This window comes from Lysinibacillus sp. Ag94 (assembly GCF_023242215.1).
GTDB lineage: Bacteria > Bacillota > Bacilli > Bacillales_A > Planococcaceae > Lysinibacillus.
In genome coordinates this window covers 3,512,967-3,536,657 of record NZ_CP096780.1, presented here as the reverse complement: position 1 = coordinate 3,536,657, position 23,691 = coordinate 3,512,967, and the positions used below count along the sequence as shown (strand labels likewise).

Below are 23,691 nucleotides of genomic sequence, written 5' to 3'. Positions count from 1 at the left end.
GTGAAGTAATGCCATACATTAAAGATGTATTAATCGATGTAATTACAGGTGTATCGGCGCCTGAATCGTCCACAACGACTGATCATGCTCTTGAGGATGGTGAACAGATTACTGACCATGTGAAAAGTGATCCTTCCACCATCTCGTTAACTGGCATAATCCTTGATGATACAGAGGCAAAGGTTTTAAAGTTACGTGAATACAGGGAAAAAGGTGAAATTTTTGATTTTGATTATATGACATCTTTGAAACATGTTATCATAACTAATTTTAACCGTGATTACTCAGCTAAAATTAAAGATGGTTATGCTTTTACAATGACACTTAAACAGATTAAAACAGCAAAAGTTGCTAAGTTTGTGAGTGTGTCAGTACCAATTAAGCAACAGACTAAACCTGTGAGTAAAAAAGGACGTCAACAGACGAAAAAGACACCTAAATCTACATCGAAATCAAGCAAAAAGAAATATACAACGCCACCAAAAAAGAAATCGTCTAAAAAGGAGGGGCGTAAGTGAACGAGTTTATCGAGTATATCGATATTGATAAAAATGAAATACCATACTCTTTTGAAGTTGAGCTAGCAGAAGAAATTTATGAGTTAGAAGTCAATTACAATCAATCTCATGATTTTTTTACAATTGATTTATTCAAAGATGGTAGTGTGCTAGTGATTGGTGAAAAGTTAATTCTTAATCGACCATTGTTCCGAAATCGTATAGATATTGATTTGCCAAAAGTACAAATAATACCTAAAGACCGAGCTGATTCAGCTAATCGTATCACTTACGAAAATCTGAATGAGACGGTCTTTTTATATGTAGGTGAGACAGATGAGTAATTTATACATGCGTAAAACTACATTTTTAGTAAGTGGCCGAGAAATTACGGATCCATTAACGATTAAATTCAGCGTGCCGTTTGGTGACAATGAAAAGGTAGATACAATCGATATTCAAGTCTATAACTTGAAAGACGATACGATAAACACTATCGCTACCAATCAAGTAGCTATTTTAAGCGCTGGATATGTAGATGAGAGTGGCGTTATTTTCAGTGGCACGCTTAAAAAGAAGGAAACGAAGTGGGAAGGTCTAGATAAAATCACGACATTTAAGTGTATTGATTGTAGCTTAGACTATACTAGTGGAGTTATTAAGAGGACATACGGACGGAATACTCCTGCATCGCTCATTTTACATGAATTAGCACGTGATGCAGGTCTTGCGATTGGAGATATTGATTTACCTGTTGATTTTATTTATCGTTCAGGCAAAGCGCTCAATGGCAAAATTAAGTTTCTTGTATCCGAAATTGCAAAGGACTGTAAAGCTAAGTTGCACATTAACAAAGGTCGTCTATTTGTCAGAGATGGTAAAAAAGGTGACAACTTAGGACTTGATATATCGAAGGTAACTGGCTTGATAGATGAGCCAGAAGAAGTTGAGGAAGAAATAAAAGATGAAAAAGGCTCAAACTTGAAAAATGACAAGAAAAAAATTAAAGGTTACAAAATAAAAATGTTACTGAATCATCGAGTTACAACAGATGTAATTATTAAACTAACTTCTAGAAATGTTAGCGGTGTGTTCCGTGTATCAAAAGGTGAACATAAGGGAGATACATCAGGAACAGAGTACTATACAGAGTGCGAGGTGGTGCCAGTATGACAAAAACATCAATGACTCAATTTCTTGGTACAGCAATTGAGGAAAGTTTTATGAATATGAATACGTGCCTTATATGTAGAGTACTCGAGGTAGACATGAATCTATATAAAGCTGATGTGTTACCTCTTAACGACCCAGAAGCAACACCGATTTTAGATGTGCCGATAGCATTTCATCAAACAGATCGATTTGTAATTCAAATGCCATACAAACAGGGTGATAGAGTACTTGTAGTTTGCTCTCAAGCTGATATTGATCCGCTAATGTTTGGTGGTGGAGATGCTGCTAGTCGTTCATTCAGTGCCAATGATGCTCTAATAGTTGGTGGTATTAATCTTTTTACAAAGCCGATACAAAACGAACATCCAAACGATGTAGTAATAGGTACTAAGGATTTTCAAACAAAAATTGTATTAAATGATTCTGGTGAAATTAATGTAAAATCATCTAAATTTAAAGTTGAAGCTGATGATATAGAATTTGTAGGTGATACCATTACTGCAAATGGTAAGAATTTAGTCACAAGTATAGAGTAGGTGGTGGAGAAATGCACACTCTTAAATATGATGACAACGGTGATTGGATACTTAACGAGCTAGTACATGGTGATGAGCAACTTATTCAAAACTTGAAGCAATTGTTACGTACTCGAGTTGGTGAATGGATATTTAATGATAATCACGGTTTCCGTAGATCAGTGATTGAACAAAAGCTACCAAACAAAAAACAGATTGTTCAAGCTATGCACGACTGTTTGTATCAGGAACCACGAGTAGCAGAAGTGCTAAGTGTAGATTATGAATTTAATCGTATTAAACGGTTTTTATCCATTAATTTTAGAGCTCGCACTATAAATGGTGACGAGGTAGGGGGTGAAGCTGTTGTTAACCAAATTTGGGTTTAAACGAATGCGTACAGCTGATTATTTACCAATCATTGAGGAACAAGCGCGTGAGTTGTTTGGTGAGGATACAGACATATCGGATCGCACGCCTTTAGGTAAATTCATTCATTTACAAGCTCAACAAAGAGCTGAGGATAATGAAGAACTTGAACAGGTTTACAATGCTCGCTTTGTTGATACAAGTGAAGGCGCTGTGTTAGAAGCAAATGTTATGCGTGCATTAATTACTCGTAAACGTTGGTTAAAAGCAAGTGGTGAGGTCATTGTCAATTTAGATAAAGGTGCAAAAATTAATTTAGGTGATTTATTTAGAACACGATACAACGTGTATTTTAAAGCATTAGAGGATGTTGATGCGGTTGAAGATGGAAACTATCGTATTTCTGTAGAAGCGCTTGAACATGGGGCAATAGGTAATGTAGAACCTGGTGATATTTCAATAATTGTAAATCCTCAGAGTGGCATCAATTCGGTAACGAATCCAGATGCTTTTTTTAATGGCCAAGATGAAGAAACTGACGAAGAACTGCAAGATCGTTACTACGAGTCATTAGGTAAAGTAGGCTCAAGACGTGTTGAATCAATCGAAGCGAATGTTCTTGACGATGTGCCTGGTGTACGTGCTGCTATCGCCATTGAAAATGATACAAATGAATTTGATGCAGAAGGACGTCCACCTCATTCAGTTGAAACGGTTGTTTTAGGAGGCTTAGACGAAGATGTTGCAATGGCTATCTTTAGGAAAAAGGGTGGCGGTATACAAGCTTATGGACAAACTGTATATACCTATAAAGATAGTCGAGGCATAATACACGAAATTGGCTTTACAAGGGCAACAACAATACGAATATTTGTAAAAGTATATATCGAAAAGGGTAAACAGTATCCGTTAAACGGAGATGATTTGGTTATTGCTCAATTAGTCAAATATGTTGGTGGCACATACAATAACACACTTTATCCAGGTGTAGGCATGAGTAAAGATGTTATTTGTACAAAGGCTGAAGCACGCGTTTTATCAATTGATGGTGTTGAGGATGTAAGGGTTGAGTTTGCGACAGATGGACTTACTTTTGAACCACGTAATGTAACAATTGCATTTCCAGAAGTTGCTGAAACAGATGAATCTAAAATCGAGGTGTTGAACCTTGTCTAATCAGCGATTACAAACTTTATTGGACCGTATGCCACGACAATATGCTAGTGATGAGGATAGCAATAACTACAAACTCCTAAAAATCATTGCTGAAAACAGTGTTGAAAATCTTGCTGTCCAACAAACAATTTTAAAGTATTGGGATGTAGATCAAGCAGAAGGGCACGGACTTGATCGCCTAGGCAAAGATGAAGGCATCTCCCGAGGAGGTTGGAATGATAATGAATATCGCAAAATGATTAAAATTCAGTGCATTCTTAATTTGTCCGAAGGTGATATAGACACAATGAATCAGATAATGGATGCCTATATGGGAACTGATTTTATTGGATTTGAGGAAGGCTGGAAGGAGTTTGATCCAGCTACATTACTTTTGAATGTTCGAGCATCTGCTAAAAGCATCCCTGATACATTAATTAGAAGAATAAAGACCGCTGGTGTAGGTATTTATATATTTTTAAATGAAATAAATGAATTTCTAATACTTCACGCAGGCACCTATGCATGGCAAATTAATCACAAAATCTGTGGTCGTTTTAAAACAGCAAGAACTCATGGTTCGTTAGGAAATGAAATAATAAATGTATCAAACAAGTCATATGGCTTCATTATGGAAAATCGAATTTGTGGCAGATTTAGAGCAGGAGGTGTGAGGGATTGAATGAAATACAACCATTGATGATAGATTTAACCCAACAATTTTTAAGTAATCTTGTTGCAGGTGCCAAGGTTACTATTGATGGTGTCGTTTACGACAAAGAAATCTATCATACTAGCACTAAATATGGATTAAGGAAGTATGTAAAATTGTCATTGGAAAAGGGCTTAGTAACACGTGCTGCTTTAGTCGATAGTTATGGGCGTGAATTGTATGTGAAAACAATGAACTATCAAAAAGGTTCGCAGGGGTATGTAATTGCTTTTCCTCTGCAACTTGAGGCGAAGGAAGTGAAAGTAAGTGAATAAATTAATGAATGGCGAAATACCTTTAAATTTTAAGAAAAATCCGTATGAACGGACACAATGGCATGATGATATTACTGATCCTGTGACAGGCGAAGTCATTGATGATGGTACACCGTTCATGTCTGAATTCGCAAATAATTTCGAGTGGGGAATATATAATGCTTATAGATTTATGATAGAGATATATCGCCAACAAGAACGCATGCGTATACAGTTAGAATTGGATGGCCGTGTACCTGGGAACAGTGGAACATTTGCAGACGCACTGGATGGCAGTTCAAACAAAATCACATTAGACAAAGCCATGACAGATATTATCGAGGCTGTAGCAATAGGTACTACTACTTTAAAAGTGGCTAGTGTTGATGGTTTTACACCATTTACGCAAGTCACTATTTTTGATGATGTAGCTAGTGAGGACGTTGTGATTACAGAGGTAAGCAATGACACAATTAAGGTGCAAGCTCTTAAAAATGCATATAAAAAAGGCGCAAAAGTGGCTCGTAGTAATGTTTTAATTGATACAGCTAATTCGGAGATGGGTATTGGCGATTGGCAAACATACAAAGTTGAATTAGTGGAGGTGGTTTAGGATGGTCAAATATTATTATGACAAGTTCGTAGCTAATCCAAACACTTTGTATAACGATGATGCACCGTGGGAGTATTTTAGTACTAATAGAGGGACATATGAAGGTCTATTTAAAAAATATACGTTCGATAATGTTACTAATACGTACACTCCAATTGACACGTGGATCTCATCGGAAATGGTTGCAGTAGATGGCGTCGCCTATGGTAAGAGTGGTGATGACTTTTTTAAGTTTGTAACAACCCAAAGTGGTCAAGCTAGTAGCGATCTTAACTACGTATTACACCAAAAAGTAAGGACGAAAAACACGACAACGACAAACTATACTAAAGGCACACTAGTACAACCTAACATTCCTGCAGAAGATGGCGCATATCCGGTAAACGGACGTCATACTGACGGTTATTGGTACGTTAGAGGTACTATTGTCAATACTGCACCAACACAACCGGGAGCATTTACACAGCCTAGCGGAACACTTGAAATTGGTGACTCAAAAGTATTTACAGTCGGTGCGTCAACCGATGCAGAAGGTAATTTATCAAAGTATATTTGGGAAGTTTCTGTTAATAACGCTGCATACTCAAAAGCTGGAGAAACGACAACATCGAACTTTCCGTACACAATACCTAATGCGACAAGCTTAAAAATGCGCGTCAAGGCTGTTGATTCAGATGGGTTAGAAAGTCCATATCGTGAGAGTAGTCAATACACAGTTACAAAGCCAAAGTATTATTATGCTAGGTATACGGTGGCGAGTACGACAACATATCAAGAAGCTCCTTGGAGTTCTCCAGTTGGTTGGACTCCAACAGAATTCGCTAATCTATACCGATCATACACGTTTTATAACGGAAGCAACTATTACGGAGTAAATAGTCAAATAGGTTACAGCGTACCTATGTCAGTTGGTGACGTTGGGTATGAAATGAACGGCTCAACTTTACAGAAATATACCATACAGTCAATTGGTACAGGTGGTAACCTGTCAGGCGCAGCACAAATTGTATCTATGCAAAGAAAAAACCCAAGTGATTCGACGTCATCGACAAGTTACAGTAAAGGCTCGCTAGTACAAAGCGACATTCCTGCCGAAGATGGCACATATCCAACAAACGGACAACACGCAGATGGTTATTGGTATGTTCGTGGTAGTCGTGTAAGTCAATCTATCGCGCCACCCTCACCATTTACAGCGCCAACAACAGGTAAAAAGTTTAAACCTAACGAGGTTGCGAGTATAGTCTTTGGTGCCTCAAGTGCGCAAAATATTTCACTTTATGAGGTAGATTACAGATACAATGCAACCGGTACATGGACACAACTTCCATACAACAACACACTTACTCGTAGCTTGACGATTACAACTGATAAGACATTAAAAACGTTAGAATTGCGAGTACGTGCAAAGAATACAAGTAATGTGTATTCGGACTATGTATATTCAGAGGCTTTTGTAATTGAGCATAATGTAGCACCTGCTGTGTCATTAAGTAGTCCAACGGAAAACGTAACATTATATGAAAACGATATTTTAAAAATTGCAGGAACAGCTTATGATGCCGATGCAGATCAATCAGTTACCGTTTATTATCAGATTAATAGCGAGCAACGGAAAGTTTTAGCTACTAACCTAAGCCAAACACAAATTGCATTGTCTAAGCAACTAACATTTAAAGCAGGAAAACTTTATGACGGTGATACGGTCCTCACTGGAAGTCTCGCTGATGGAGTAGCACACAAGTTAAAAGTTTGGGCCGAGGATAGCGAAAAAGCATCTTCAGCAATTGTTGAAAAATCATTCTATGTCGTACCTAATCGAGCACCATTATTATCAGTGGACGCTGTAGTGCCGTCTGGTGTTGTTGATGCTGATAAATTTAAAATTAATGGTAAAGCATGGGATGAAGATGCTAATTCAACACTTAAAGTGACTAGACGTATCAATTCAGGAAATTCAGTTGAAATATATAGTGGCACAGGTGGAGAGTGGGAGTTTGAAATAGCGCTTGCACAATTGCAGATTGGTGCAAATACGCTTGTTGTTGAAGTCTCAGACAATTACGGCGCTAAGACTAGTAAGACGATAAAATTGAATAAAGATGCTGTGAAAACGCCTATTTTGCAATCTGTCGCTCGCTACAAAATCGAGCCACCTAAAGGTTCTGCAAAAGGCGTTTTATTATGGGTTCAACGAGACAAGGAACTTGATTTAACTGTAGAGTTATCGATGACTCTAAAAGGTGAACAGGAGCAATATGTATTACTAGAAGTGGACCCAGACGACATATTACCGGTTACGGATGGGATTGTTGAAGATGAATATTACCATGAAACTGTTGAACCAAAGGATAATATAATTCTTAAATTAACAACAACTAGAGCTAACATTAATATTGATCATAAAATCTATTTAATCATGGGGGTGGTTGAATAATGTATAGACGTAGAAGATTGCCTGATGGCTCATGGGGTGAACTTGAAAAAATAGGTTCGCTACCAACAACTGAAGAACAAATGCTATCTTTAGGCGAACAGTTAGCTCAAGAGAAAGTAAAAAACATTCAAAAGGACCTCTTGATTAATAGTCTTGGTTCACAGCTCTCGCAATTAAAACTTGATGTCATCTCATTGAAAGGTGGTGGGGAGGGATGAATTTTTGGCAAATTGCTTTTATCTCGAAATGGGTAACTGCAGCACAATTACGGATTGCAGTAAAAACCGAAGCTAATCCGTTTGGCGAAATCACTCCAGAACAGTACAAAGAAATAACAAAGCAAGATTTTGAAACGCAAGCTAAGGCTTAGCGTTATTTTTTATGGATTTTTTAGCGCTATGAGAGCAATCGGGATGGGCAACAGTACATAGTACTGATTCTCGGTGCTTCTCACAGCATTACTTATTTAAGGGCAAAGGATTGTGATGTTATTGGAACACGCGCAAACTGTAGAGCACCGCCTGACGGACCATGAAAAGCGTCTACAACATTTAGAAAAGCAAGATATCAAGAAAGATGAACGAATAGAAAACATGGAGCAGAATTTTTTAAAACTAGAAAACACAATACTTAAAGAAAACCAAGAAACTCGAAATTTGTTCAAAGAAATTACTTCACGTCAATGGTCTTTGATTGAAGGTCGAGAAAAAGCAGAAGAAGCAAAAGAAATCCGCGAATATGAATTAAATGCTTCAGAAAAGAAAGATGAGCTTGAGTTCAGGAAGCAAAAATTTAGCTCTTATTTAGAATTAGCCATCAAGCTATTAACGGCTGGTGGTTTAATTTATTTACTTATCGAATCGTTACTTAGAAATTAAACTATGGAGGGATTATATATGGATTTAACAAACATTTTTATGATTGCAGCAATTATGGTGGCTATCGTTTTAGCAGTAGCAGAGGTACTTAAAAAAACATTCAACATTAATACTCAATACATGCCAATCGCGTCGGTAGCGATTGGTATTTTTGTTGGATTGCTTTGTTGGCCATTATCAGAATATCAACTGTATATTATGCTGATGGCTGGATTTATTGCAGGGTTAACGGCTTCCGGGACGTTCGATTTATTAAAGGCGGCTAAAAAAGAAGGTGAACAATAATGGCGTATATACTCAAACAAAACTTATTGTTGGCAAGTAAATATCCTATTAAGTCGCCTTACACTATGAACCCTCAATACATCACGGTGCACAATACAGCAAACGATGCGTCTGCTGAAAATGAAATTAAATACATGATAACTAATGGAAATCAAGTATCCTACCATGTCGCAGTAGATGATAAACAGGTTATTCAAGCCATTCCATTTAACCGAAATGCTTGGCATTGTGGCGACGGGCAAGGTAACGGCAACCGAAAAAGTATTGGTATTGAGATCTGCTACAGCAAAAGTGGTGGGGCTCGTTATGTTGCTGCAGAAGAAAATGCAGTACAATATATCGCCAAGTTATTAAAACAATATGGCTGGGGCATTGAACGTGTGAAAAAACACCAGGATTGGAACGGAAAATACTGTCCGCATCGTATCCTAAGTGAAAATCGTTGGAATAGCTTTTTGAAACGAATTGAACTAGCTATGAAGCCGACAACTCAAACAATTACACCTACACAACCAAAGGAGGAAACAAATATGGCAAATTCACTAACATCAACAGCTAAAGAGGATTTAAAAGCATTATTAAAAACGACATATCAAAATGGAATTTTAAAAGTAGACCATAGTGAGAAAGTAGGTTCTATGACAGATGGTGAAGCTTTGGGGTTGCTTATTTCAGTAGTTAAACGTACATTATAAGATACAAAATGACCAAGATAGCTAAATGCCATCTTGGTCTATTTTCATGTCATTTAATACTTGTTTACGCTCCAATATCAATTCCATAAACTCGTCTAAATCTTCCTCTAAGGCATGATTTTTAATAAAGCTGCGTGCTCTAGATCGAGCGCTAATGTACTTTGAACGCTCTTTATTCTTTTCTTGCCAACGTTTATTTGCTTCTGTCTGAGAATTTCTTTCCAACTTCATCACGTTCCTTCAATAATCTTTTTTGCTCACGTTTTAAAAAATATCCTCGGATATATAACGCAAGCAGAGTAACCAGTGAGACAATGAGTAGGATACTTAAAATTTTCATATACATGTAGTATACTTAGTAATGAGGGAGGGGATTAACCCCCTCGTCTCATTTTTCTAATTTCTAGCTCTAGCTTCTTGTTTTCTAACTTCTTCTTCCGGTTGTCGAGCCATTTTGAATGAAGTTGTAAAGCAATGAATGCTAGGGCTATTATTGTTCCTAAGTATTCCACCAACTAACCTCCTTTCTATACTTTAATTATACTAGTACTAGTATCAAAAGTCAATGTTTTCCTTAAATTATTTCCATTAAAATTAAATATTTTTATTGCAGAAAACGAACACTAGTTCTATAATGTACACAAACAAACGTTCTGTTAAGGAGAGGTAATAATGACTACTAAGACAAAAACGCCAAAAAAAAAGAAAGAACCGAAGCACCTAGAAAGAGATGAGTTTGAATTAGAGGAAATTGCCTACACACTAACTGAATCGATGCAAGAATCAAAGAACAAAGTATTTTCAGTGTATAAAAAGGATGAACAGTTAACAGGTATGGTCACAAAAATGGATGCAAACACTAAATTAATACATATCAAAGATAAGCATATGGATATTCACAAAGTGCATTTCTTGGATATTTTAAATGTATCAGAATGTGATTATTAATGGAGAGTGATTTGTATGTTACGTGACCGAAGTAATATTAAGTGGACATCATTAATGTTGCCAGAACATCTTGTAGAGCTAAAAAAGTGGAAAGAAGAGCAATTTCACGATAAAAAGCGAGAGTTGATCGAATGGGAACTAGAGGAAATTGAACAGACTATACAACGTGCCTTTAAATCAAAAAAACTAATTACTCTTACGCTGTGGAGCAATAATCATTTACATGACAAAATTGGTTTAGTAACAGGAATGGATCCGTACAAAAAGGAATTGCTACTGGATACAGATATATCAGTAAAACGTATATCATTTAATGATATACAAGACGCAAAACTGGTAGACATTGATGATTAAACCTGAGGAACGCAGCATATTACACCAATATATAATTTTAGATATGGCTATCAGGTCGTTGCAACAGGACTATTCATCGCTCGAAAAATTAAAAATGTCTAAGATATATATTGCGATAGTAGATGATTTATTAAAAACTATTCGAAATGATTTTTACAATAAGAAAAGATGGTTGGCGCAAAAAGGCATCAGTGTCGTGAAATGGGTTAAAACAGATGATTTTTTTAGTGAAGTAACAATCAAAACAACAGGTGAAGATGTAGTACTTCAATATGCCAATCAAGCAATCAAAACACAAGTTGAAAAATTGATATTTAAACATATAGGGAGTGATTGAGAGTGGCAGTTAAATCAGGATTTTTAAATAAAACTTTTCGAAATACTACAAAAGAAAGACCAGATATAGTTAAAGTTGTGGCTAGTTCAGAACCAAAAGATATAGTCGTGACAGTCTATGAACGAAAAAACACCTTGGTTATACATAGCAAAAACGATTCAACGAATCATGCTAGTATTTCTAAAAGTAAAGGTGATGTTGAAAACTGGGAATTAGCATATATAGTAGAACACATTTTAAAAGTTGTTCAAGATGATGTATTTATGTATACAAGAGGAACAGGAGTCATTCATATACGAACTAAAGAAGAAGTTTTAATGAATTAAAGAAAGTCACTCATTTGAAAAATAATGAGTGGCTTTCTTCTATTGTATATTAAAACGAAATTTCGATTTTTTGACTTTCACTTAGTTTATTTGGCTTGTCATTTTCCCATACATCACCTGTAATGATATTTACTATGTTGATGTCGTCTAAATCACCATTGAAATACGGCAAAATAGCAAGACCTTCAACTTCAACTTTTCCCATGTAAGTTCCGTTGTCAGTGTTTTGACCAATATTATTTATACCTTTAATTTGAGCTTTCGTGTCCGTTGTCAAAGTATCTACAGTATGGAACATAACATTTGTATCAATAGTATTTTCTACTTTATATTTAATTTGAATAGCATTCAGTTCACCATTAATATCTTTACCAAATGTATTTTTAATTGTTTCTGAAACTTCATTCGAAACATTTGAATGTTTTAATAACTTAACAGAATCAATAGTTAATTTTACAGGTCCAATATCGTAAGTCTGCTTAGGGTCAGTAATTTTAACTAGAGTGACCTTAGATTCTCCATCCATTGTCCATTGCCCTGGTTTTGTTAGAGGACCATTTTTCACTTCGTTATCGTCAACCTTCTTTTCTTCTTTCTGTGCATTTTCTTTCTCAGCAACAGGTTGTTGTGTTACTTCTTTTTTCGGCTCTTCTTTCGCCTTATCTTCTCCGCATCCAGCTAGCCCAAGTGATAGTACTAATGCTGCACTGAAAATCAATTTTTTCTTCATTTGTAAAGTAGTCTCCTTTATTTGTATATGTTCACATTAAATTGTATCAATATTGGCAAGTATTTGTCAGTATGTAATTGGAATAGGTAGATATAAATACAGAAATACTAAAGTATGGACATCGAGACATTACACAATATAGCTATCTACTACTTCGAACGGATCCGATCTAATTGTGAGTTTTTAAAAATTTATTCTTTTGCAGAAGAAGATGAAAATTATGCCTTTTATGGATTATTTAAATGTAAACGTAGAGTTATGGTAAAAAAAGTTATTCTCGCTCCTGATGGAGATGTTATCGACATAATTTCGCTCTAATGATGGAGAGTTTTGTCGAATGTTGTAATAACCTTGCATTTATTTTTGAATTGGGCTTGAAACCCATTTAAAAATAATGTTGACAGTGCTACCATTAAAATAACAAGTGTTAAAGAACGCTTGTTCCTGATTTCTATGCAAAGGCGGTGTTTAGTAAATCGCTAGTTTTTATAAATTGACAATAAAAAACCACATCTCAAGTTGCACCTTGAAATGTGGTATTAATCCGAGTGACATTCACCCAATTAAACTAACTTTCATTATAAATCAAAACAATTATAATTAAAAGTGACAATTGTTATTAAGTGAATGTTCTCGTCTTAAGGGGGAGCATATGAACGAAATACATCAAGAAACACATCTAACATCTTACGTATCAATGTTTGAAGAAATTAAAAATAACTATGGTATTGATATTTTAAAATGCGATTCGTTTGAAAAGTTTATGTTTGAATTCTTTTCATCACTTCTAACTGCAGAAGAATTAGAAGCTGTTCCTAGTGAGTTAGTAATTTTGAATAAAGTAATAGAAAAAGTGAAAATAGCTTAAAAGAATATATTAAACGATCTCAAATAACTTGTTCAAAAGAGTATATTGATAGAATATTATTGTAGTAGGAGTGATAAAAATGGGATTTCGAATAAGGAAAAGTATCAATTTAGGTGGTGGATTTCGCATTAATGTCAGTAAAACAGGAATTGGATATAGTTGGGGTGTTCCAGGGTATCGCGTGACAAGAACCGCAAAAGGCACGACTAGGAAAACGTATTCACTTCCTGGTACAGGAATTTCCTATGTAGATGAAACTAAGAGACATAATCGAACGCCAGTGAGTTTGGAGAATAGACCAGTAGATCAACCAAGCCTAGAAGAAATCGAAAGTGCTTCAATCCAACAGTTTCAAAACGTTGAAGCTCAACAAATGACAAGGGCAATCGAAAGATCTTTAGCGATAAATCGACTCGCAAACATGTTTCTGTGGGCAATTATTTTCACTATTTTTTCGCCGTTGTTTCTTGGCCTTTTTTTCATAGGTGTTTTGTTGAAAATTTATGTGGGGACATTCGGTAAGGTCAAGCTTTTCTATGAATGTGATGAGAAGTATATGCAAGCGCATCAACGAAGAATAAACGCGTGGAAAACATTGCAAGCTTCTAAAATGATTTGGCAAGTAACGCAAAAAGGTAAAACGCTTCAGGTAAAAACCAATGCAGGTGCACAAACTATTGTCAATAGAATTGCCTGTCGAATTAATCAAAAACCACCTTTGTATATGCGATCCAATGTGGAGATTATTCGTGTTCCATTGCAAAAAGAAGAACTGATTTTTTTGCCAGATCAAGTATTAATCCGCAGAAATAATAAACTAGGTTCGATAGATTATGATCAATTGCAAATCACTGTTTCATCAGTGCAATTTGTTGAAGATCAAACAGTTCCAGGTGATGCTACAATAATCGGATATACATGGAAATATGTTAATAAGAACAATACTCCAGACAAACGTTTCAAAGATAACAGGCAGTTACCTATCTGCTTGTATGAACAAATTCATCTAACTTCGCCGAGTGGGTTAAACGTGGTATTACAATGTTCTAATCAAAACAATGCAACGGGTTTTGAGATCGATATGACAAAAGAAATACATTAAAAAAGACACTCTCGTTAGAGAGTGTCTTTGGGTTTGAGGATAATAAAAATCACGCCCCCAAATTTGCCCCCTATACTAAATCTAAATAAATGTAATAATACATTTAAAATAAATTGTTGGATTGTTTTTTCTACACAAATGCAATAAAAAACACATACAATTTTCGCCCTATAAAATTGGACTTCAACGGGTTTTATATGTTTTACATGTTGAAAATTTTCCCTGGATTCATAATATTATGAGGATCAAGTGTTGCCTTGATGCTTTTCATCACTAATAGAGATGTTCCGTGCTCTGTAGATTGATATTTCATTTTTCCAATACCAACCCCATGTTCACCGGTACATGTGCCATCACGCAGTAAAGCAAATTGGACAATATGTTCATTGAAGCGGTCTGCTTTTGCCTGCTCCTCAGCATCGTTTGGATCTAACATTAACAAGGCATGGAAGTTACCGTCTCCAACATGACCTACAATTCCACCTGCAAGACCAACTTCCTCAAGCTGTTCACGAGCATATAAAACGGATTCAGCAAGCATAGATATTGGCACACATACATCAGTCGACATAAGCTTTTTCCCTGGATATGCATGGATATATGCATAGGCCAATGAATGGCGCGCCTCCCAGAGCTTATTCCGTGCTGAATTGTCTTGTTCGAATTCAACAGAAAGACAACCAAAGTCCTCAAAAATTTCACTAGCAAAATCTATATCGGCATGCATACCTTCTTTATTTCCGTGAAATTCTAGAAATAGTGTCGGTTTTTCTTCATAGGATGTTTCATTATAAATATTTGCTTGTTTGATAGAGGCTTCATCGACCAGTTCAACACGGCCAATTGAAATGCCCGCTTGCAACAATGCGGTTACTGCACTGACAGCATCGCCAACTGTCATAAAAACTGCACGTCCCGCCGTTACAAATTCGGGTATTCCATAGACTTGTAAAGTTAATTCTGTAAAGCAACCTAGCGTACCCTCAGAGCCTATAAAAAGGCCATTCAAGTGATAACCGGAAGAGGATTTTGCTGCTAAGCTACCGGTATGAATGACTGAACCGTCTGCGAGTACAACCTCTAAATCTCGTACTTGATCGCGCATAACACCATACCGCACTGCTGTTGTCCCGCTGGCATTCGTTGCTGCCATTCCACCAAGTGTAGCATCAGCACCAGGGTCAACTGTGAAGTGAAGTCCATGTTTTTTTAATTCTTTATTCAATTGAGCACGTGTTACACCCGGTTGTACTTTCACAAGCAGGTCATCTGGTCGAATTTCTAAAATAGCATTCATTTCAGAGAAATCGATAGAAATGCCATTTGCAATGGGAATTGCATTACCTTCCAAGCTTGAGCCAACACCAAAAGGTACGACTGGTACACGTTCCGCATGCGCAATTTTTAAGATGGCACTAACATCGGCCGTGGAACGAGGAAAGACAACGATATCTGGTAAACTAATTGCATGATGAGATTCGTCCCTTCCATGTAGCTGTCGCACCGTTTCGTTTGTTGACACCTGTTCTTCAGATAAAATCTTTTTTAGTTGATTTACTATTAATTCTACAGCAACAGTCATTCCAATTCCCCCTAATTTTCTGATAAGTTAAACTTTATCATGCATTTATTGGAAATGGAATGAACTGTCTATAAAAAGTTAGTGAGCAAAGGCTTTTTCAAGTTTTTGAACAAATGCATCCTGCTCAGTGGGACTAGATTGCTGCCACCATTTTTCAAAAAACACACCAAGCCCTGGAAGTAAATGCTCTTCACCACGGCTAATTGCATCTTCGACAATATCCTTAAATTCGGCCGCTGATTGACCATGTACATTTGTCGTAATCGCATCTCTTATTTGAAAATTCATCTATTTCGCCTCCTTAGTAGTAATTTTGTCCAACCTTTTAAGAAATATGTATAGTGTGACAAATCAATTATGCCTCGGCATAATTCCGCTGTCGCTACAGAAAACATTTGTAGCTATCACTATGCTTTCGTGTAGATAAACAATACGTCCGGAATCAGCTTTGTCCTTGCACCGCAGATTTCCTTTCCGATGCTGTGTCATCCGCCGGAGCTGTAGGCCAACAGATGTTTTATTGCGCGAAAGCGTAGTGCTAACGCATGATGATGAGCACTCAGTTGTTGTTGTTGTTGCTGACGCTCCGCTTTCGCCCAGATAAAACCGTGTTGCTGACGCTCCGCTTTCGCACAGATAAATTGTCACAGTATGTGGTGCTTTTAGACTGAGTTCCTCTCTCGGATGTCAGTAAGGAACTTAAACCAGCATTCATTTCACCACTTATAGAGGTAGGAGATGAATGCTGAAAGAAGTTAAAACATATGATTTTTAAAATTTCATACGTTTATTATGTATAAATATTAAAAAGGACTTATAAAAACTCTGTGGTCATATTAACAAAGGAGCTGTTCGACACCTCCTTGTATAGTAACTAAGATGAAGGTACCTAGGAATAATGGACTGTGCACAGTCGACAGGATAATAGGATGACAACACAGCATAATAAACAAAAGTTATCACCTGAACAATCATTTGAGGAAGTATTAGAGTTAGTCCAACCAATGATAACGTCGATTTTGTTAAGGTGCCGTATTTATAAGGATTTTGAGTATTATCGTCATATAGCATCCATAGCCGTGTGGGATGCTTGGCGTAAAGCGGATCAATCAAAAGGGCTGTTTTCTGCTTATATTTATACAACCGTAAAAGGAGAAATTTTAAAAGAGCTTTCAAAGGAAAAGCGTTTTGAAAATATTCATACACCTATGGATAATGACACGATAAATTATATTCGAGATCATGAAATGAATGAAAGCAGTCCAGTTTTTATAGAAAGCATTATGTCTCATTTAAAATTTGATGAAAGAAAAATATTACTACTTTTTTATGTAGAAGGTTTTAGTTACTTTGAAATAGGAAAAGAACTAGGTATATCTGTGGACGCTGTTAAAAAACGACGTACAAGAATAATGATTAAGCTTCGTGAGTTATTAAAGGAATAGTACTTTAAGCATCAAAGGTATGCTAATATCATAACTGAATATTGGCATACTTTTTATATTTGCATACAAATTCTAATAAAAATGCTATGATTTGTAAGAAGTCAAAGAAAAATACAATTTTTAATTTTATATTTCTTTCGGGTAGATCATATTGCCTATCTAATTTAATTATTGGTATGGAGGGTTTCTGTTGGAGAATTGGTTGAAACAATTAGAGATAGAAAAGAAAGAGATTTGGTATATAGTATTGCCACTATTAATAGTGTTGCCACTACTAGGTTTAAGTAATCAAATATTTGGCTTTAAGGAAGAACATTATATTTGTTTGAATTTGATTATACAAATACTAATTATTGTTTTTACAATGGCAATCGCTATTCAATCTTGGCTTGTTTTTTCACATTTATTATCGAGTCAAACATTATACATAGGTAATTTATTTTTTATCATCGCCTTGTTTGAATTAGTAAGCGTGGTTATCGCTCAATATCCAATGGCTGATACACTATATTTTGAAATATGGTTGGATTTAATCATGCGTTTATGCTTATCAATCGGTTTTGTTTTTATTATTTTAAAGCCAAAAAAACGCTTAACGATGAATGATCGTAATTATACATATGGCAGTTCCTTATTATTTGTACTACTGAGCCTTTTTCTAGTGTATCTCTCTTCAAAATATTTTTTACTTGAAGAACAATTGTTGCTGAAAGCAAGCGCTATTGCTCATTTAATGTCTGCTATCTTACAAGGTGTAACGATAGTAATTTTGAGTAAATATATAAAAAAGTTGCCAAAACGAGTTATGTGGCTTATTAGCGCAGCGCTTTATTTAATTATTAGTGATATTTTCTTTGCGTTCATCAAAGACTTGAAATCAATTTGGGGCTTTCCAGCATTAATTTATCAATTTTTTGGCTTCTTCTTTTTCCTAAAAGCTATTTATTATACAACTGTTGAAAAACCATATACGCAACTTTTAAAAATAAAGCGAGATCTTGAGCATTCGCAACAGGAGCTTCATTTTCAAGCTTATCATGATGATATTACTAAGCTTCCAAATGAACATTTATTATTGAAAACCTTAAAAGAGGAATCACATGACAATAGTCGTCAAAAAGCAATCATTGCAATCGAAATTGATCGCCTTGCTGCTATTCGTTCATCTATAGGTATTAGCTATTCTAATACAATGATGAAGCTCGTAGCTGAGAGAATTCAAGCTATATTACCCCCTCATTATTTTGCTACAAAGCTTCGTGAGGGACAGTTTATTATTTATATTAATCATGTGAAGACAAGAGAAGAGTTGCTACAATTTTGCTTGAACCTGAAGAGTACGATGAAAAAACCATTACAAGTACAACTTTTTCCACTTAACGGAAATCTTAATATTGGCATTGCCCTGAATGAAGAAGACTGCTCAGGTGAAGATCTTTTAATGCATGCACAGTTAGCGATGAGAGAAGCGGGTCAAATACCTCAAAGAGTTCTTTTTTATAAGCCGTGTATGTCAAATGGCATTGCTGATCGTATATTGATTGAGCAAGAGCTGCATAAAGCATTGGCTAATGAAGAATTTTACTTGGATTTTCAGCCTCAAGTAAATTTAAAAACGGGTAAAATCGAATCGGTGGAAGCGCTAGTACGTTGGCGTCATCCAACCCGCGGATTTGTTTCGCCTGAGTTGTTTATCCCAATTGCAGAAGAATCGGGTCTAATTATTCCCTTAGGAAAATGGATTTTAGAAATGGCGTGCACTCAAGCGAAGACATGGAAGGAGCAAGGCTTACCACCAATGAAGGTTGCTGTGAATTTATCCATTGGACAGTTATTCCAGCAAGATTTAGTGCATATGGTGCAAGAAATCTTACAACGTACAAATTTAGAACCGCAATATTTACAATTGGAAATTACAGAAAGTATGACAATGAACATTGATCAAATAACTCAGCTACTTCATGAGTTAAAGGCAATTGGTATACAAATTGCAGTTGACGACTTTGGGACAGGGTATTCGTCGCTTTCGTATTTAAAAGATTTTCCAATCGATTGTTTAAAAATTGATCGGGCGTTCGTTCGAAATATACAGCATAATTCAAATGATAAAGCGCTCGTTTCGATGATTTTATCAATGGCAAAGCATTTAAGATTAAAGGTTGTTGCTGAAGGAATTGAAGAAGTGGAGCAACTTGCTTTCCTGATTGACGGTGATTGTGATTATATTCAGGGTTATTTATTTAGTAAGCCGATTTCAGCAGAACAGATTTCCCAAAACTTTACCGAGATAAACAGTCGAGCGAAAGATATTTTAACAGAGTTAAAATATGAAGAGGATTTCGTCATTTAAAGTTGAGATTTTTAGTGGTGAAAAATAGAGCGATGGATAGAGCAGCGAAAGTGATGGGGAGAAGAGCTGAAATGACGGATAGATCAGTCAACAATTGATAGAGCAGTCAAAGCGACGGAAAGAGCAGTCAGCGATGGAAAGAACCGCCGAAGCGACGGAAAGAAGAGTTGAAGCGATGGATAGAACGGCCAAAGCGACGGATGAGCGCGGATAGAGAAGCCAAAACCGTGGATAGAACCGTCAAAATGATGGAAAGAGCAGCCAAAATCGTGGATAGAACCATCAAGGCGACGGATAGAAGTCAAAATAATGAAGTGGTTCATTGGAATCAAGACTGTCGACTCCTTGCGGCTTATCAGACGCCCCCAGAAATTGCCCAGCCGGAACGGAAATTAAACACTCGATTTGACGGTAATAGGAATTTTATTGACATAATAAATAGGAAAACTGCTTACTTCATCACAGGAAGTAAGCAGTTTTATATTTGATGATAAAGTTTAATGTACGAGGTACTCTTCTTTTAATTCTCCTATGTCCACTTCGGAGCGTTCCTCTAAAGACCGACGTAAATGGACAGTTGCAGTTTTACCATCATCATGAAGTTTGTCAATCCAAATCGATACGCCATTATAGCTTACTTCATATTCTTTTGGTGAGGCGACAATTTCTTGTGCACGTGTATATTCCACTTGAAGGCCCCCTTATTTTTTTGTTTTGCCTTCTTTAGTGACTGAATTTATCATGTTCATAAACTCTTGAGAAAACTCTTCACTAACTTTGTTAGGCGCTATTTTTTGGTTTTTTGGCGTTTGAGGTAATGACCCTTTATTGGCACTTTGACCTTGCTTATTGTCTCTTCCCATGTTCAGTTTCTCCTTTCTTTTTGATATTTCTTAATATGGCTTTGAATTGATTTTTTTATCATGGGAAAAACTAGGGAAAGGTAAGAATTTATTGTATATATGTTTAGTGCTTTTTATGATAATAGATCGTTTTAAATGAGCATACTAAGCGTAAAACGTTTTGGCCAAATGAAAATCCTTTAGGACCGAAATCACCCTCACCATCACGATGTTCTTTATTTATAATGAAACCTTTTTAATAGAAAAATCATTATTTAATAACGCCCAGTTTTGCGGGAATGGGAAACCTAACGCCCAATAGCTAATACCTCGAAGATCATATTCTTTCGTCATGTCAAACTTAGCTTGTGCACTTCTAGCATCTTCAAACCATACCTCATGATTTCTACCTTGTTTATCAACATAACGGAAATACGGTGACTGAGCAGTTCTATCATATTGAATGGTTGCGCCATGTTTTATTGCTCTGTTAAGGGCTTCTTGAGAGCTGAATGTTTCTGCTTCTTGGCCTTTAACATGTGGTAGAAGCCAATCGCGAGCATAAATTTGAAAGCCTAAAAATATTTTGTTAGCAGGTATAACGGATAAAGCATACTCCACAACTTTTCTCATCTCGTTAATGGGTGAAATGGCTTGTGGTGGACCAAGTCGGTATCCCCACTCATATGTCATCAAAATGACAAAGTCTGCAATTCTTCCGTGTGCTTCATAATCATGTGCCTCATATAAAGTTCCTGCCTGCGCTGCGCTCGTTTTTGGCGCAAGTGCCGTTGATACTAGGAATCCTTTTGGATGAAGACGATCAACAGCTAATTGGAGGAAAGTGTTGTAATTCTCTCGATCTGCTGGAAGAACGTTTTCGAAATCAACGTTTAGGACTTTATAGCCCTTTTCCTGCATCACTTGCAAAGTATTGTGGATAACCTTTTCCCGTAAATCTGCACTAGATAAAATAACATGTGATAAGTTGGAACCGGCTTCTGTGGAAGAGAAATTCGTAAGGGTCAACATAGGTGTAATGTTCTTAGCAATAGCTGCATCGATCATTTCTTTATCCTTTATAGGCTGTAATGTCCCATCCTCCTTTACCATATAAGCAAAGGGGCTAAAATAAGTTAGTAGATGACCGATTGCGTTAATCGACTGTACGGCTTCTTTAGGCTCTTGATACGTATAAGCATTTACTTCAATGGTAGGCTTTGCTCTCGGAATAATTAAATGCGCACCAGCATAAATCATATTTGGATTAGAAATTCCATTTTCTGCAACGATTGCTTGAACAGTCGTTCCAAATTGTGTAGCAATTTGCGATAAAGTTTCTCCTGGCAGCACAATATGTGTAGTAGGTGGAATAATTAGTCTAGTTCCAGGTGTTAAAACATCTGGATTTGTTAAATGATTTTCTGTGATAATCGATTGCATAGTCACCCCGTAATGTTGAGAGATCGACCATAAGGTGTCACCCTTTTTTACAATATGGGTTGTGTAAGGGGAAGGGATAACGAGTGCTTGCCCGATTACTAATTGATCTGGAGTAGATAAAGCGTTTAATTGGATAATGGAATTGGTAGGTACAGAATAGCTGTTTGCAATTTGCCAAAGTGTTTCACCAGCACTCACAACATGAATAATCATAAGGACACCTCCTTAGTGGTTTCAATATAGCATCATATGTATGAATAAAGAGAATGAGCATTTATCTTTCATTTTTAAGCGATAAAAATTCCGATTTTCATATTCTTTCCAAGTGATAAGCATAGGATAAAACATATGTATTGCATCATTTGAGAGAGGAGCTGCATGTTGAAGAAAGTAAAGCTCACAGGAAGAATTGTTACTCCTGAAGATCCGGACTATGAGCAAGCAAGAACAAATAATAACTTAAACGATCCCAAATTTCCCGGTATCATTGTATTTTGTCGACATACGAAAGATGTTATCAATGCATTAAGATGGGCAAGAGAAAATAATGAATTATTTCGAATCAGAAGTGGGAGACATAACTATGAAAATTATTCATTATTAAATGAAGGTCTCGTTATAGATGTTAGTGATATGAATGACATAACTATTAACCGGCAAGATATGACAGCAAGAATTGAAGCGGGCGCTAATTTAGGAAAAGTGTATCGGATATTATGGGAAAATGGTTTTACAATCCCGGCAGGAACTGAAGGTAGTGTAGGGGTTGTTGGTTTGACACTTGGTGGCGGAATTGGCATGCTATCACGTCCGTTTGGGCTAACATGTGACAATTTACTTGAACTTGAAATGGTTGTTGCAAATGGTCATGAAGGGGCTGAAGTAATCCAAGCTGACAAGGAGAAAAATAGTGATTTATTTTGGGCAAGTTGTGGCGGGGGCGGTGGGAATTTCGGCATCGTTACAGCTCTTACATTTAAACTGCATCCTATTTCTAACGTATCGATTTTCTCCATTACATGGGGATGGGAAGATTTTGAACGAGCCTTTGACACATGGCAAAAATGGGCGCCATATACAGATGAACGTTTGACTTCACAGATTGAGCTTAAATCTAAGGAAGTGGGCGAAATTGTTGCTCAAGGTGAGTTTATAGGTACGGCATCTGAGTTAAAGAAACTACTCCGTCCATTAAGGAAAACCGGTTCACCAGTGAATATATGGATAAAGGAAGTACCGTATATTAAAGCTGTAGAATTTTTTGACTTACCAAGCGGCAACAAACCAGCCTTCCGTAAAAGGTCAGGATCCTTTATTGAAAGGCCATTCCCTTATGCTGCTATTGTAAAAATGAAAGAATTTTTAACGAATGCTCCAAATAGAGACACGACTATTTGGCAGCAATCTCTTAGAGGTACGATCAGTCAAATTGGGTCAAATCGAACAGCTTATTACTATAGGAATGCTTTAATTGCTCAGGAGTATAATACTTCATGGAAAAAAGCTAAAGAAGAAGAAAAAAATATTCAGTGGGTGGAGAATTTAAGAAGGGCTTTGTCACCTTACACTGCAGGTGATTATGTGAATTTCCCGGATCGTTTTATCAAAGATTGGCCAACTGCCTATTATGGTCGTAATCTTAGAATGCTTAGAGAGGTAAAGGGAAAATACGATCCGTTTAATGTATTTCATTTTCCTCAAAGTATTCCGCCAAATAAAAAATGGCTTTAATTGAGGAAGATGAACTGCCCGTAAAAGTCTGTTGTGAAGACTAATAATCA

General features: G+C 36.4%; 33 protein-coding genes. 24 read left to right on the top strand and 9 right to left on the bottom strand.

Annotated elements, in window-relative coordinates; all coding sequences use genetic code 11:
* Nucleotides 1–8: 8 nt before the first annotated feature.
* From MY533_RS16435 to MY533_RS16365, 15 genes are all read left to right on the top strand, one after another.
* Complete coding sequence (locus MY533_RS16435; protein ID WP_248716806.1) at nucleotides 9–518, top strand: phage baseplate protein; 510 nt, start codon at nucleotides 9–11, stop codon at nucleotides 516–518.
* The gene (locus tag MY533_RS16430) at nucleotides 515–841 is read left to right on the top strand and encodes a phage baseplate plug family protein (protein ID WP_248716805.1); all 327 of its coding nucleotides are present in this window, start codon (nucleotides 515–517) and stop codon (nucleotides 839–841) included. The genes MY533_RS16435 and MY533_RS16430 overlap by 4 nt, the downstream gene beginning before the upstream one ends.
* The gene (locus tag MY533_RS16425; protein ID WP_248716804.1) at nucleotides 834–1,670 is read left to right on the top strand and encodes a phage protein; all 837 of its coding nucleotides are present in this window, start codon (nucleotides 834–836) and stop codon (nucleotides 1,668–1,670) included. Before MY533_RS16430 ends, MY533_RS16425 begins: the two co-directional genes overlap by 8 nt.
* Nucleotides 1,667–2,206, top strand: a complete 540-nt coding sequence (locus MY533_RS16420) for a Gp138 family membrane-puncturing spike protein (RefSeq protein ID WP_248716803.1) — start codon at nucleotides 1,667–1,669, stop codon at nucleotides 2,204–2,206. The genes MY533_RS16425 and MY533_RS16420 overlap by 4 nt, the downstream gene beginning before the upstream one ends.
* 11 nt (nucleotides 2,207–2,217) lie before the next feature.
* Nucleotides 2,218–2,574, top strand: a complete 357-nt coding sequence (locus MY533_RS16415; RefSeq protein WP_248716802.1) for a contractile injection system sheath initiator — start codon at nucleotides 2,218–2,220, stop codon at nucleotides 2,572–2,574.
* Nucleotides 2,552–3,730 carry a baseplate J/gp47 family protein gene (locus tag MY533_RS16410; protein WP_248716801.1) on the top strand — a complete coding sequence of 393 codons (1,179 nt, stop codon included), beginning with the start codon at nucleotides 2,552–2,554 and terminating at the stop codon, nucleotides 3,728–3,730. Before MY533_RS16415 ends, MY533_RS16410 begins: the two co-directional genes overlap by 23 nt.
* Nucleotides 3,723–4,391 (top strand): DUF2612 domain-containing protein, encoded by a 669-nt coding sequence (locus MY533_RS16405; protein ID WP_248716800.1) that lies wholly within the window; start codon nucleotides 3,723–3,725, stop codon nucleotides 4,389–4,391. The genes MY533_RS16410 and MY533_RS16405 overlap by 8 nt, the downstream gene beginning before the upstream one ends.
* Nucleotides 4,388–4,696: a hypothetical protein gene (locus MY533_RS16400; protein WP_248716799.1), complete on the top strand. Its 309-nt coding sequence runs from the start codon at nucleotides 4,388–4,390 to the stop codon at nucleotides 4,694–4,696. Before MY533_RS16405 ends, MY533_RS16400 begins: the two co-directional genes overlap by 4 nt.
* Entirely contained in the window at nucleotides 4,689–5,288 is a 600-nt protein-coding gene (locus tag MY533_RS16395; protein WP_248716798.1) for a hypothetical protein, read from the top strand. Before MY533_RS16400 ends, MY533_RS16395 begins: the two co-directional genes overlap by 8 nt.
* A gap of 1 nt (nucleotide 5,289) precedes the next feature.
* Nucleotides 5,290–7,725, top strand: coding sequence for a hypothetical protein (locus MY533_RS16390; protein ID WP_248716797.1), 2,436 nt, complete (start codon nucleotides 5,290–5,292; stop codon nucleotides 7,723–7,725).
* Nucleotides 7,725–7,943 (top strand): XkdW family protein, encoded by a 219-nt coding sequence (locus MY533_RS16385; RefSeq protein ID WP_248716796.1) that lies wholly within the window; start codon nucleotides 7,725–7,727, stop codon nucleotides 7,941–7,943. Before MY533_RS16390 ends, MY533_RS16385 begins: the two co-directional genes overlap by 1 nt.
* The gene (locus MY533_RS16380; RefSeq protein WP_248716795.1) at nucleotides 7,940–8,095 is read left to right on the top strand and encodes an XkdX family protein; all 156 of its coding nucleotides are present in this window, start codon (nucleotides 7,940–7,942) and stop codon (nucleotides 8,093–8,095) included. Before MY533_RS16385 ends, MY533_RS16380 begins: the two co-directional genes overlap by 4 nt.
* 112 nt (nucleotides 8,096–8,207) lie before the next feature.
* Entirely contained in the window at nucleotides 8,208–8,603 is a 396-nt protein-coding gene (locus tag MY533_RS16375; protein ID WP_248716794.1) for a hypothetical protein, read from the top strand.
* Nucleotides 8,604–8,621: 18 nt separating this feature from the next.
* On the top strand, nucleotides 8,622–8,888 hold the full coding sequence (locus tag MY533_RS16370) for a holin (RefSeq protein WP_248716793.1): 267 nt from the start codon (nucleotides 8,622–8,624) through the stop codon (nucleotides 8,886–8,888).
* On the top strand, nucleotides 8,888–9,583 hold the full coding sequence (locus tag MY533_RS16365; protein WP_248716792.1) for a peptidoglycan recognition protein family protein: 696 nt from the start codon (nucleotides 8,888–8,890) through the stop codon (nucleotides 9,581–9,583). Before MY533_RS16370 ends, MY533_RS16365 begins: the two co-directional genes overlap by 1 nt.
* Nucleotides 9,584–9,604: 21 nt before the next feature.
* Here the strand turns inward: MY533_RS16365 and MY533_RS16360 are convergent, their stop codons facing one another.
* The gene (locus MY533_RS16360; RefSeq protein ID WP_248716791.1) at nucleotides 9,605–9,814 is read right to left on the bottom strand and encodes a hypothetical protein; all 210 of its coding nucleotides are present in this window, start codon (nucleotides 9,812–9,814) and stop codon (nucleotides 9,605–9,607) included.
* A 143-nt stretch (nucleotides 9,815–9,957) separates the two neighbouring features.
* Nucleotides 9,958–10,095, bottom strand: a complete 138-nt coding sequence (locus MY533_RS16355) for a hypothetical protein (protein ID WP_248716790.1) — start codon at nucleotides 10,093–10,095, stop codon at nucleotides 9,958–9,960.
* A 160-nt stretch (nucleotides 10,096–10,255) separates the two neighbouring features.
* On the opposite strand from MY533_RS16355, the gene MY533_RS16350 reads away from it, so the two are divergent.
* Genes MY533_RS16350 through MY533_RS16335 form a run of 4 tightly spaced genes read left to right on the top strand, consistent with a single transcriptional unit; the run spans nucleotide 10,256 to nucleotide 11,548 of the window.
* Nucleotides 10,256–10,531, top strand: coding sequence for a YolD-like family protein (locus tag MY533_RS16350; protein WP_248716789.1), 276 nt, complete (start codon nucleotides 10,256–10,258; stop codon nucleotides 10,529–10,531).
* Between the two features lie 15 nt (nucleotides 10,532–10,546).
* Nucleotides 10,547–10,885, top strand: coding sequence for a YolD-like family protein (locus MY533_RS16345; RefSeq protein ID WP_248716788.1), 339 nt, complete (start codon nucleotides 10,547–10,549; stop codon nucleotides 10,883–10,885).
* Nucleotides 10,878–11,222: a YhjD family protein gene (locus MY533_RS16340; protein ID WP_248716787.1), complete on the top strand. Its 345-nt coding sequence runs from the start codon at nucleotides 10,878–10,880 to the stop codon at nucleotides 11,220–11,222. Before MY533_RS16345 ends, MY533_RS16340 begins: the two co-directional genes overlap by 8 nt.
* 2 nt (nucleotides 11,223–11,224) lie before the next feature.
* The gene (locus tag MY533_RS16335) at nucleotides 11,225–11,548 is read left to right on the top strand and encodes a hypothetical protein (RefSeq protein ID WP_248716786.1); all 324 of its coding nucleotides are present in this window, start codon (nucleotides 11,225–11,227) and stop codon (nucleotides 11,546–11,548) included.
* Between the two features lie 49 nt (nucleotides 11,549–11,597).
* On the opposite strand, the gene MY533_RS16330 is transcribed toward MY533_RS16335, so the two are convergent.
* A complete protein-coding gene (locus MY533_RS16330; protein ID WP_248716785.1) occupies nucleotides 11,598–12,278 on the bottom strand; it encodes an LptM family lipoprotein in 681 nt (226 codons plus the stop codon).
* Between the two features lie 652 nt (nucleotides 12,279–12,930).
* Between MY533_RS16330 and MY533_RS16325 the strand changes: the two genes are divergently transcribed.
* Nucleotides 12,931–13,146: a hypothetical protein gene (locus MY533_RS16325; RefSeq protein ID WP_248716784.1), complete on the top strand. Its 216-nt coding sequence runs from the start codon at nucleotides 12,931–12,933 to the stop codon at nucleotides 13,144–13,146.
* 79 nt (nucleotides 13,147–13,225) lie between these two features.
* Entirely contained in the window at nucleotides 13,226–14,248 is a 1,023-nt protein-coding gene (locus tag MY533_RS16320; protein ID WP_248716783.1) for a DUF4236 domain-containing protein, read from the top strand.
* 202 nt (nucleotides 14,249–14,450) lie between these two features.
* On the opposite strand, the gene MY533_RS16315 is transcribed toward MY533_RS16320, so the two are convergent.
* Together MY533_RS16315 and sspI are read right to left on the bottom strand one after the other, a co-directional pair.
* Nucleotides 14,451–15,830 carry an FAD-binding oxidoreductase gene (locus tag MY533_RS16315; RefSeq protein ID WP_248716782.1) on the bottom strand — a complete coding sequence of 460 codons (1,380 nt, stop codon included), beginning with the start codon at nucleotides 15,828–15,830 and terminating at the stop codon, nucleotides 14,451–14,453.
* Between the two features lie 78 nt (nucleotides 15,831–15,908).
* Nucleotides 15,909–16,118, bottom strand: a complete 210-nt coding sequence (sspI, locus tag MY533_RS16310) for a small acid-soluble spore protein SspI (protein ID WP_132357157.1) — start codon at nucleotides 16,116–16,118, stop codon at nucleotides 15,909–15,911.
* A 641-nt stretch (nucleotides 16,119–16,759) separates the two neighbouring features.
* Between sspI and MY533_RS16305 the strand changes: the two genes are divergently transcribed.
* Together MY533_RS16305 and MY533_RS16300 are read left to right on the top strand one after the other, a co-directional pair.
* Entirely contained in the window at nucleotides 16,760–17,275 is a 516-nt protein-coding gene (locus MY533_RS16305; protein ID WP_248716781.1) for a sigma-70 family RNA polymerase sigma factor, read from the top strand.
* A 241-nt stretch (nucleotides 17,276–17,516) separates the two neighbouring features.
* Nucleotides 17,517–19,625, top strand: a complete 2,109-nt coding sequence (locus MY533_RS16300) for a bifunctional diguanylate cyclase/phosphodiesterase (protein ID WP_371873363.1) — start codon at nucleotides 17,517–17,519, stop codon at nucleotides 19,623–19,625.
* A gap of 83 nt (nucleotides 19,626–19,708) precedes the next feature.
* Here the strand turns inward: MY533_RS16300 and MY533_RS16295 are convergent, their stop codons facing one another.
* From MY533_RS16295 to MY533_RS16280, 4 genes are all read right to left on the bottom strand, one after another.
* Nucleotides 19,709–19,957, bottom strand: a complete 249-nt coding sequence (locus MY533_RS16295; protein WP_248716779.1) for a hypothetical protein — start codon at nucleotides 19,955–19,957, stop codon at nucleotides 19,709–19,711.
* 165 nt (nucleotides 19,958–20,122) lie between these two features.
* The gene (locus MY533_RS16290) at nucleotides 20,123–20,314 is read right to left on the bottom strand and encodes an H-type small acid-soluble spore protein (RefSeq protein WP_132357154.1); all 192 of its coding nucleotides are present in this window, start codon (nucleotides 20,312–20,314) and stop codon (nucleotides 20,123–20,125) included.
* 12 nt (nucleotides 20,315–20,326) lie between these two features.
* Nucleotides 20,327–20,488 (bottom strand): YfhD family protein, encoded by a 162-nt coding sequence (locus tag MY533_RS16285; RefSeq protein ID WP_248716778.1) that lies wholly within the window; start codon nucleotides 20,486–20,488, stop codon nucleotides 20,327–20,329.
* A gap of 219 nt (nucleotides 20,489–20,707) precedes the next feature.
* Complete coding sequence (locus tag MY533_RS16280) at nucleotides 20,708–22,123, bottom strand: LysM peptidoglycan-binding domain-containing protein (protein WP_248716777.1); 1,416 nt, start codon at nucleotides 22,121–22,123, stop codon at nucleotides 20,708–20,710.
* Nucleotides 22,124–22,291: 168 nt separating this feature from the next.
* Here MY533_RS16280 and MY533_RS16275 point away from each other — a divergent pair, with 168 nt between their 5' ends.
* Nucleotides 22,292–23,641, top strand: coding sequence for an FAD-binding oxidoreductase (locus MY533_RS16275; protein ID WP_248719227.1), 1,350 nt, complete (start codon nucleotides 22,292–22,294; stop codon nucleotides 23,639–23,641).
* Nucleotides 23,642–23,691 lie beyond the last annotated feature (50 nt).

Bases quoted from the DNA above. Each gene is read 5' to 3' on its own strand.
- MY533_RS16420 (WP_248716803.1), top strand. From the start codon at position 1,667: ATGACAAAAACATCAATGACTCAATTTCTTGGTACAGCAATTGAGGAA.
- MY533_RS16380 (WP_248716795.1), top strand. From the start codon at position 7,940: ATGAATTTTTGGCAAATTGCTTTTATCTCGAAATGGGTAACTGCAGCA.
- MY533_RS16370 (WP_248716793.1), top strand. From the start codon at position 8,622: ATGGATTTAACAAACATTTTTATGATTGCAGCAATTATGGTGGCTATC.
- MY533_RS16415 (WP_248716802.1), top strand. From the start codon at position 2,218: ATGCACACTCTTAAATATGATGACAACGGTGATTGGATACTTAACGAG.
- MY533_RS16315 (WP_248716782.1), bottom strand. From the start codon at position 15,830: ATGACTGTTGCTGTAGAATTAATAGTAAATCAACTAAAAAAGATTTTA.
- MY533_RS16425 (WP_248716804.1), top strand. From the start codon at position 834: ATGAGTAATTTATACATGCGTAAAACTACATTTTTAGTAAGTGGCCGA.
- MY533_RS16320 (WP_248716783.1), top strand. From the start codon at position 13,226: ATGGGATTTCGAATAAGGAAAAGTATCAATTTAGGTGGTGGATTTCGC.
- MY533_RS16350 (WP_248716789.1), top strand. From the start codon at position 10,256: ATGACTACTAAGACAAAAACGCCAAAAAAAAAGAAAGAACCGAAGCAC.
- MY533_RS16385 (WP_248716796.1), top strand. From the start codon at position 7,725: ATGTATAGACGTAGAAGATTGCCTGATGGCTCATGGGGTGAACTTGAA.
- MY533_RS16365 (WP_248716792.1), top strand. From the start codon at position 8,888: ATGGCGTATATACTCAAACAAAACTTATTGTTGGCAAGTAAATATCCT.
- MY533_RS16340 (WP_248716787.1), top strand. From the start codon at position 10,878: ATGATTAAACCTGAGGAACGCAGCATATTACACCAATATATAATTTTA.
- sspI (WP_132357157.1), bottom strand. From the start codon at position 16,118: ATGAATTTTCAAATAAGAGATGCGATTACGACAAATGTACATGGTCAA.
- MY533_RS16325 (WP_248716784.1), top strand. From the start codon at position 12,931: ATGAACGAAATACATCAAGAAACACATCTAACATCTTACGTATCAATG.
- MY533_RS16330 (WP_248716785.1), bottom strand. From the start codon at position 12,278: ATGAAGAAAAAATTGATTTTCAGTGCAGCATTAGTACTATCACTTGGG.
- MY533_RS16345 (WP_248716788.1), top strand. From the start codon at position 10,547: ATGTTACGTGACCGAAGTAATATTAAGTGGACATCATTAATGTTGCCA.
- MY533_RS16360 (WP_248716791.1), bottom strand. From the start codon at position 9,814: ATGAAGTTGGAAAGAAATTCTCAGACAGAAGCAAATAAACGTTGGCAA.
- MY533_RS16390 (WP_248716797.1), top strand. From the start codon at position 5,290: ATGGTCAAATATTATTATGACAAGTTCGTAGCTAATCCAAACACTTTG.
- MY533_RS16305 (WP_248716781.1), top strand. From the start codon at position 16,760: ATGACAACACAGCATAATAAACAAAAGTTATCACCTGAACAATCATTT.
- MY533_RS16285 (WP_248716778.1), bottom strand. From the start codon at position 20,488: ATGGGAAGAGACAATAAGCAAGGTCAAAGTGCCAATAAAGGGTCATTA.
- MY533_RS16280 (WP_248716777.1), bottom strand. From the start codon at position 22,123: ATGATTATTCATGTTGTGAGTGCTGGTGAAACACTTTGGCAAATTGCA.
- MY533_RS16435 (WP_248716806.1), top strand. From the start codon at position 9: ATGCCATACATTAAAGATGTATTAATCGATGTAATTACAGGTGTATCG.